The organism is Pontibacter sp. HJ8, from assembly GCF_054824225.1.
The window spans coordinates 1-9166 of sequence record NZ_JSYF01000200.1 but is presented as its reverse complement, the minus strand read 5'-3'; the positions used below and the strand labels follow the sequence as shown (position 1 = coordinate 9166).

Annotated in this window: 5 protein-coding genes and 1 pseudogene; all 6 read right to left on the bottom strand. The window is 50.5% G+C overall.

What is annotated here, in order from left to right; all coding sequences use genetic code 11:
• Positions 1-432: 432 nt before the first annotated feature.
• A complete protein-coding gene (locus OB13_RS09860; RefSeq protein WP_461489996.1) occupies positions 433-1050 on the bottom strand; it encodes a hypothetical protein in 618 nt (205 codons plus the stop codon).
• Between the two features lie 89 nt (positions 1051-1139).
• Positions 1140-4046 (bottom strand): PD-(D/E)XK nuclease family protein, encoded by a 2907-nt coding sequence (locus OB13_RS09855; protein WP_461489995.1) that lies wholly within the window; start codon positions 4044-4046, stop codon positions 1140-1142.
• Positions 4047-4164: 118 nt separating this feature from the next.
• The gene (locus OB13_RS09850) at positions 4165-4587 is read right to left on the bottom strand and encodes a VOC family protein (protein ID WP_461489994.1); all 423 of its coding nucleotides are present in this window, start codon (positions 4585-4587) and stop codon (positions 4165-4167) included.
• 58 nt (positions 4588-4645) lie between these two features.
• The gene (locus OB13_RS09845; protein WP_461489993.1) at positions 4646-5200 is read right to left on the bottom strand and encodes a DUF5655 domain-containing protein; all 555 of its coding nucleotides are present in this window, start codon (positions 5198-5200) and stop codon (positions 4646-4648) included.
• 114 nt (positions 5201-5314) lie between these two features.
• Entirely contained in the window at positions 5315-8713 is a 3399-nt protein-coding gene (locus tag OB13_RS09840) for a UvrD-helicase domain-containing protein (RefSeq protein WP_461489992.1), read from the bottom strand.
• Between the two features lie 195 nt (positions 8714-8908).
• A pseudogene (locus tag OB13_RS09835) lies at positions 8909-9166 on the bottom strand (hypothetical protein); the annotation flags it as partial.

Below are 9166 nucleotides of genomic sequence, written 5' to 3'. Positions count from 1 at the left end.
GCACTCTACCAGCATGGCAAGTTTCCGTTCGACAAGTTGATTAAAGTATATCCTTTCGATCAGATCAACCAGGCTGTGGAAGATTCTGAAAAAGGCGTTACGGTTAAACCTGTCATTAAAATCGGAGATCTATAAAGCCAGGCGCTATACCTGAGCAAAACGGATGCAGTTCAGTTTCTGACAGGATACGGCTTAGGTCCGTCAGAATGCTGTCATTTCATGCAGAAAATCAGGAGACGCAATGCAATCAGATTTATTGGTTTGTGTTAAGGATCCGATATTAGTGAAAGAGTTCAAGGTATAAAAGACCCGTTATGAAATCGACGCAAAATATGGCAGGCTCTACATAAGGGGTTCTGGATTTTATCTACGCGCAATTTTTGATCGATTGCAAAAAAATGATCAGTAGCGGAATCTAGCCCCTACAAAACTTTACTGCACGCGGTAGCTAACTAATTCATAGCGCCGCATCAGCTTGTCGGAGTCAGCATAAAACCAGTCTGTCCGGATCATGCCAATCTCGGGAGTGACGTATTCTTTTACCCAGGTAGTGCTTAGCGATGAGGAGGCTTTTTGCTCGGTCTGCCTCTCGAAAGTGAACTCAAGGGTCTGGCTGGCATACTTTGAATCGGGTAATGCTACCAGCCCCGTGGTTCTTCTGTGGTAAATCCATAAGGTATAGTTCGGGTACTGATACCCGTAGGCAATACCCGACATCCCCGGACTGGGGTACGTGATATATTGCTCTCTGGCGTCCTTCCGATAGTGCACATAGCCATCCTTGTCATTCCGGACGATCATGCCGTTATTCAGTATATACCAGGTGGTTTTATGGATCAGAGTGTCTTTTACCACCTGTCTTATGAACGAACTGGTTGATAGAACTTTGCCATCCGAAGTATACTCTATGATATCATACACCCATTCATTACCTAACTGCAGTGGTATAATGACTTCCACGGGTTCTACTACCTCTTCTTTCTCACAGGAAAAGAGGAACAGGGACAAACTGAAGAAGGTGAAAATTCTGAGTAAAGGCTGCTGTTTCATGGCTATCTTTTAATTGCATGATACCCATAATTGCTGAAACGTTGCATGCTTCGTCAAAATAATATTGTAAAAATCAGATATAGTATGCTTTACCGTGCACAAATCCCGCGGTACGGGCAATACTGGCAAACGTCCAGGTCGTTGGTCTTCCGGATCGGCTCCTGCGGATCGAGCATCCGGCGGACCAGATCAGACAGAAGCTCTTCGGAGGCAGCTACAAACTCCTTGGGTGTCACCTGATCGGCTTCCATAAAATTGAACTCGGAGGAGAGGACACCGGCATCCAGGTTGCGGAACGACAGGATACCGGACTTCGGGATGATCCGCTGCGAATCCAGATGTTGCCCGTTACGCAGGATCGTATCCGGTGATTGCTGCAGCGTGCGTTGCAGAATGTATTGGTATAGCCACAACTGACGGGCTTTGTCATACTTCGGATCAGTCGTAAAATGCAGCGCCACATCTTCCGGCTTTACCACCAGCTGATTGCGTTCTACCTTTCCGGTTTTATAGTCGATCACGCGCAGCTCGTTCCCGGTCAGGTCGATACGGTCCGCCTTGCCGGCTACCCGTACCGGCACGATCTCGCCGCCCACCTGTACTGCCAGGGTAGCATCGAGCGTATCTTCTAGGCGCAGTACGTACAGCGGCAACTCCTCTGAAGCTTTCAGCCCTTCCAGGTATTTCTCCAACACCTGCACGGCTACTTTAAAGAGCAGGTAGTTCATCCCACGTTCCGGGGTGGCTCCACGGGTGGTTTTCTTAAATTCCAGCTCCACCTGCTTAGGCAATTGCAGGAGCATTTGCGCGACATGCTGCTCTTCGATCGGATTACCGTTCTGCTCAAACGGCCGGAAAAAGTCTTCCAGCACCTGGTGCACAATGGTACCAAACTGATCGGCACCCAACTGCTCTTCGACCTCATCCATCTCCTTTATCTTCGCAATGCGGCTGAAGTAGTATTGCAGGGAGCAGTTGATGTACATGTTCAGGTGCGAAGGGTACAGGCCACGCTGCAGTTCTTTCTTGAGCTGCTCCAGCGTCTGGGCATCCTTCTGGATGACGATGTCTTCGTCGTATTTCTTGGTCTGCTTCTGATCTACGGCGGCTGTCAGATCGCGGAATCGGATGCGCGGGTTTCGCAGGGCCAGGTCGTTTTGCAACTGCAGTATAAAGCGGCTTTTCTCACCGGAGCCATACGTGTCCGATGGCAACACATACAGCAGGTTCACGCGTTTAGCGCGCTGCAGCAGGCGGTAAAAATTATACGCCATGGCCCCTTCGGTTTCGGAATAGGTGGGCAGGCCAAACTCGCGCAGCACATCGTAGGGCATGAGCGACTCGTGGCGCTTGGGCGCCGGTAAGGTGTTCTCATTCACCGACAGGATGATCACGTTTTCGAAGTCCAGCGCACGCGTTTCGAGCATACCCATGATCTGCACTTCCGAAATCGGTTCACCGCTGAAGGGCAGGCGCTGCGAGGAGATCAGCTCGTTCAGGAATTTGCGGAAGCTCCGTACCGATATCTTCTGCTCGCGGCAGTCGAAGATAGTGTCGAGCCGCTTGACGATGGTATAGAAAATGTAGAGGTATTCTGTTTCAATGGCATTCGGTTTGTGACTGTATACTTCCCGCAGCATGTCGATCAGGCTATACATAGACGCAATGATATCATCGCAGTCCCGCCAGGATTTAAAGAGCGTTTCAAAGAGCGGCTGGTGGTCGCCCATCCGCAGCAGTTCATTGGCTGTGATCAGGACCCGGTTTTCCTGCACGATCTTGTCGATGACGTTCTGTATAAAACCATGGTACTTTGCCTGTTCCGGTTGCTCGTTCAGGTATAGCGCATACCTCCGGATGAAGGGGTGCGTGAGCAGCTTCGTTACCGACAGGTGGTGGTACTGGTATACCTTGTAACCCGACTCCTGCAGCTGCGTTACGCCCGTCAGGTGCACGTCGAAAAGCAGGTCGATGAGGTTGAAGAGGGGAGTGCCTTTGAAACTCAGCCCCATGGTGACGTTGTAGTTCGGTACCTCATCCGGTATAGAGTGCAGCACCGGCAGGAGCAGTGTCTCGTCGGGCATGATGATAGCCACCTGGGCATGCTTGTCCTGCTGGCGGATCTCCTGCAGCAGCTGACCCGCCAGTTTGCCCTGCATACTGGCATTGGCCACACCGATCACATTGATCTCTTTCTCTTCTGTGAGAAGCAAATTTTGCTGCCAGCGCCATTCGGGCAGCTTCCATGTGCTTTTATATTTCCGGAGGAAGCTACCCGCCCGGTTCGGGGAGCCTTCTTCCATGTAGAAGTCGTCCGAATCGAACAGCACCTCCGCTTTGTCGTGCTTGAGCAGCGTCTTAATGATCTTTTCTTCAGAGCTGGTGAGGGCATTGAGGCCAATAAAAATGTACTGTGCGCAGCCCGGATCCTTGGCTATACCTTCAATATCATTGGCCACCTTCCGGAAAGCCATCCCGGTATAGGCCTGCTTGTTTTGCAACAAACGCTTTTTCAGGTTATGGTAAGTCTTTTCGACGTTATCCCACAAACTGAAGTATTTTTTCATGGTAGGAGAGAGCTCCTTGCCCAGGTACTTCGGATCCCAGCGCTCCAGCGCCTTGGCTTCGGTCAGGTATTCAAACAGCTTGCCCGTGTCCACCATGTTCTGGTCGATGCGGCTGAAGTCGTCGAGTAGCGTACCACCCCAGGTCACGAACTGATCGAAGTCCAGCGTCGGGTCCTGCTCGCGCATCAGGTCGTAAAGCTCCAGCTGCAGGTTGATCGGCTCCAGCACATCCGTTTTAGCCAGACGCGTAATAAAGTCCTCCATGCCGGATACTTCTGGCGACCAGATCGGCTCCGGTGCAGCCTGTGCCAGCGCATTCTTAAAAAAGAAACTCGCACGACGGGATGGCAAAATGATGCACAGGTCGCTGATATTCTCTTTATATTTTTCGTAAACGTATTTCGCTGTTAGCTCCAGGAAAGTCTGCACTGTGGTAATGTTTAATTTTGAATGTGTGGGTGGGTGAATGAGCGAATGGTTGATCGTTCCTTTAATATACCTGTACCAATACCACTTTAACTCTTCAACTTTCTAACTCCTAAACTCTCTAACTTAAAATGTTTCCTTTCTCATCCATTGGTAAAAATGGATTGAAAGCGATCTCCCACAGGTTATCGTCCGGGTCGGCGATGTAGCTGCTGTAGCCGCCCCAGAATACTTTCTCTGGCTGCTTCAGCACGGGTACGCCTTTCGCTTCCAGCGCAGCTACCAGTTCATCCACTTCCTGCTCGGAGCGCACGTTATAGGCCAGCGAAAAACCTCTGAACCCTTTGCCATCCGCCTCCACACCGGCATCGTCCGCCAAAGATTCCTGCGGGAAAAGCGCCAACTGAATACCGTTCAGCTGGAAGAACACGATACTATCGTTGCTGCTATCCAGCGGTTGCCAGCCGAAGATGTTCTGATAAAAGTCTTTTGAGCGTTGCAGGTTTTTGACTCCCAGCGTAATAAGTGTAATTCTTTGTTCCATATTTTAATACGTATTTTTCATTTTACTTGCAGCTGGTGCCAGTGAAAGATCAACCATGCTACCTGGCCTGCTCGAAAGCTGCTCTGAGCCAGCTGAGCAGTTCCGGTGTAATGTCGTCCATGGTTTCAAGACGTACCCGGTGGGTGCACATGCTATTGAAACTACCTGACTTTTCCAGCTTCCCTTCCGGCTCTATCCCTTTCAGGTTGATACCTACATCCAGTCTTGTTTTGGTAGAAGGCTGCAGGAGGGCAAACTGTTTTTTGCTTCGGACACTGACATAAGCGTTCTTAGGCGCCAGCACCACATCCTGCCCAAACTTCTTCAGCTCAGCCACCAGCTTTTCGTACAAAGGCAGCAGATTTTCTTTCCCCTGGTACTGCTTTTCTACTAGCTGCTCCGAACTTTCAGCAGAACCGGCGTCTGTGCCCCTGAACTTGAGGGCTACCATGTTCGCAAAACCATGGGTGAACCCATGTTCCGTCTTCAGGAACTTGATGATGTCATTGTGCTTCTGAAGGCCGGAGGTCAAAACAACCTGTTTCCATTCCTCAAGTGATTTACCTGTGTTCTTCTGCAGGTTATCCAGCATGGTTTGCACTGCCTGGTCCATTGTGTTTGATCTAAAGGTTAGATAAAGTTTAGTAGGCTTAATTGAAGGGTATTCAAAGAAATCAACAGAAAGAAATTCACTTTCCATTCCTAATTTTAAATTCCTAATTCTAAATTATAAAGCAAGTCCCATCTGCAGGCTCTTTCCGCCATACCGCCATTCCAGAATTTCTTCTGTATCGAAATAATAAAGGATACAGGTGACCTTCTCATAGCCCAACTGCTTAAAACGCACCGCGTAATGATCGAGCTTGTTGCGGTGTTCGGCCTGTGGCGGCGGAAGCTTGAACTCCAGCAGCACGACCTTGTCCCCGTCAAACACCACGCGGTCTGGTTTGTAGAGGTAGGCGCGGGCGTCGAGTAGTTCTTTCTCATGCTCCACCACCACTTTCTCAGAGAAGTAATGCTGTAACTTCGGATGCCGGATCACTTCCTGCAGCCGATCCCGCAGCTCCGGTTTTTCGCGTTCGCTGATGATGCCTTCATACACCATTTGCCGCAACACGGTATCGAGCTGCGGTGTGGTGATGATGCGCGATAAGGCATAATGCAGCTTTTTGTTGATGGCCCGCTGCTTTGTCTGTGTCTCAAAGTCGAAAACGTTGTTGGCGTGCTGCTTCAGTTGCAGGCGCTGTGCCCAGTCCGTTGAAACTAGATGCTCCAGGAAGTAGGTATGCTCGGTGTCCAACTGGGTATGGTGTTGCCTGCCCACGCCTTTGTGTAACTGGTAGCAGAACTGCCCCGGCTGCCACAACTCCTTGTGCACCAGGAAGCGGTAAAGCAGGTGACTCACATTTTTGGCAGTGCCTTCCAGAGCGCGAAGGGACTTCTTTTCATCCTGCAGGTCTTTGCTGTTGCCGATCAGGTATAGCCGGTCTATCGGCCTGGTCAGGGCCACGTACAACATGTTAAGGTTTTCGATAAAGGTCTTTTCTATCTCGGTGCTGTACTGTTGCCCCAACACGGTTGTCTCCAGTTTGGAACTTATGTTCACTGCCACGCTGCGCAGCTTCCCGGTTACACTCACTTCATCCGGCAACTGACTCCACATCAGCGCCCGTGTCATGGGCTCAGTACTCCAGTCGGCAAAGGGTATGATCACGATCGGGTAGGCAAGCCCTTTTGATTTATGGATGCTGGTAATGGTGATGGCATTGCGGTTCTTGGGCGTGTTGATGCTGAGCCGCTCTTTCTGCACATCCCAGTAAGCCAGAAAATTGTTCAGGTTGTTGCTGTTCTTGAGGCTATACTCCAGCACCAGATCCAGGAATCGGAACAGGTACTCGCACTCATTGTTATGGCCCAACAGGTCGAAAATTCGGATCAGTTGCTCCGTCAGTTCATAGATCGAGAGGTTGCCTGTCTCGCGCTCCTTCACATCAAAGCCCAGGACCCGCAACTGATCAAAAAAAGCCTCTGGTTCCTTCTCATTTGCAATACGGGCAATCGTCTGAGTCATCTCCGTGTCCGGTATTGATTCCAGCGCTACGGCGCATACCAGGTAGAGCGTCTCTGATTTAGCCAGCGTGTCATTCGGGCGGTTAAACACCCGGAACAGGGCGATGATCAGGTTGATGACTTCGGCAAACTGCAGCGAGAGCGAATCCTGGGAGATTATGTCATACTTGAGCTCCTTCAGCAAATTGGCGATCAGCTTGCTCTTGCCATTGGTCCGGCATAGGATCGCCATGTCCTTCAGTTCATAACCATCAGACAAACCCTGCTTCACGAGCTGCAATACCATATTCAGGGTACTCTCGTCGTAGCTCAGAATTTCGGGATGGGTATAGCGTTCATAGAGTTCTTCGGAGCGGGTGCAGCTGTTCAGGTCGTAGCTGTAGTTGGAGTCATCCGGGTGCGTGAACAGGATCTGGATGTGTCCGCCGCTCTTGTCGCTGCCCGCCGGCACCTGCTGCACAAACTTCTCATCGTAGATCGATGCAAACATACCAAAGCTCTCGTGCTCCTGGCTGGCAAACCGAAAGAGTTCGTTGTTGAACTGGATGATCTCTGACCGGCTGCGGTAGTTGGTGCTCAGGTCATCGGGGGCCAGGGCATGATCCACCGATTCGTAACGCTCCCTGATCATGTGGCCGTGACGCTTGTTCAGGTATAGCTTTTCGGTGTTACGCTTGTAGAGATGCAGGATCTGCTCCATCTCGCCTCCGCGCCAGCGGTAGATGGCTTGCTTTGCGTCACCCACTACCATACTGAAATGTCCCGACGCAAGTGCATTGTCTACGAGCGGCAGTAGGTTGTTCCACTGTAGCACAGACGTGTCCTGAAACTCATCGATGAGGATGTGGTTGTATTTCTCGCCCAATCGCTCATAGATAAAGGGCACCGGCTCCTGCAGCACAATGTCGATGATGCGCTTGTTGAATTCCGAAATATGAATGGTATTCTTGTCGCGCTTGATCTCCTGCAGGCATTTCTCCAACTCATTCAGCACCGAGACCTTGTAGAGGTGTGGCACAATGGCGTTGATGAGCGTGAAAGTGCCGCCGTATTGTTCCTTTATACTCTCAATGTTATAGTAGTGCTCTGTCAGTTGCGGCCTTATCCCATCAATCTGGCTCTTGGTATAGCTGCTGGCTTTGCCCGCGTACCACTTGTCGTCTTCTATACTTTGGCGGGCATAGTTATTTCCGTAGGTCAGATCAGCTTCCTGTGAAAACTTTGCGAAGTAACCACAGATGCCGCGGGTGCTCTGGAAGAAATCAGCAGGGGAGAGGCCGGCGTTTTCAATGGCTGACAGCGCTTTGCATGCGTCTTCCTGTACCGCTTCTGCTATACTTTTCTGCAGCTCTTTGAGTTGTGCCCGAATACTTTTGAAATCCTCCAGCGTCAGGCTTTGGATGTCTGTCACGGCTTCGTATACCTGTTCGTTCAGCAGGTTTTTGGCAAAGTCAGCCAGGTCGTCCGGCAGGGTGTTCCAGCTGCGGCCTTCGCGGGCCTTTTCGAGCGCATACTGTTCCAGCGTTTCCGACAAAAGATCGTCTTTGCTGTTGGTCACTTTATCCAGCAGGAGTTGCACGGCGGTGTTGACCAGTGTTTGCGAGTCCAGGTCGACTTCAAAATTGTAAGGGATGTTTAGCTCCCGCGTAAACGCCTGCACGATCTTGTTCACAAAGCTGTCGATGGTGCTGACCGAGAAGTCGCTGTAGTTATAGAGTATCTGGGTAAACAGAATTTTTGCCCGATCCCGGATGATGTCCGGGCTGAGTGCTTCCTCCGGGTATTCTTCCTGCAGATCCTCTGCTATACCTTGCAACAGATTATCACTCTTGGCTTTCTCTTTTTCCGATTGGTTTGGATCGTTAAATCCCCGCAATGCGCCCAGTATACGCTCCTTCATTTCGGCGGCCGCGTCGTTGGTAAACGTAATAGCCAGGATAGAGCGATAATAGTCAGGGTCGGGGGTGTGCAAGGCCAGCTTCAGGTATTCCTTGGTCAGGTGGTAGGTTTTGCCCGAACCGGCAGAAGAGGAGTATATCTTGAAGGTAGATGGCATAGCAGTAAATCCTGTGTTATCCGGATTCTAAAGATACAGCAGCGTGGCGGGTAATACCAACTGTAGCTTCAAAACTTTATCGCTACTCCGTTCATCATTCTGAACCTGAATCCATTATTTAGAAGAAGCCCCTCCCGAGCAGGTCGGAGAGGGGCTTTCTGCCTTTCTATATCAGAAATGGGGGTTGCCTAAAAGCTAGGCATAAACTACTTCGCCTTTTTTAACTTCCTTCTCTTTGGCCACATGATCGTTCACGCAAACATGGCGCATGACACGAGCCATCGATATGGAATACTCCGTGATGATACAGTGCTGCTGCTCTGTGCTCATCAGTGCTCTACCGCCACCCAAAGTCAGTTTATTCAGCTCAATCACTTCGTCAAAGTTCTGGCGCAGCATTTTCAGGGCCTTAAACGAAGGCTCATTGTAGAACATCGGGATAACCTGACATAC

Bases quoted from the DNA above. Each gene is read 5' to 3' on its own strand.
- OB13_RS09860 (WP_461489996.1), bottom strand. From the start codon at position 1,050: ATGAAACAGCAGCCTTTACTCAGAATTTTCACCTTCTTCAGTTTGTCC.
- OB13_RS09850 (WP_461489994.1), bottom strand. From the start codon at position 4,587: ATGGAACAAAGAATTACACTTATTACGCTGGGAGTCAAAAACCTGCAA.
- OB13_RS09845 (WP_461489993.1), bottom strand. From the start codon at position 5,200: ATGGACCAGGCAGTGCAAACCATGCTGGATAACCTGCAGAAGAACACA.
- OB13_RS09840 (WP_461489992.1), bottom strand. From the start codon at position 8,713: ATGCCATCTACCTTCAAGATATACTCCTCTTCTGCCGGTTCGGGCAAA.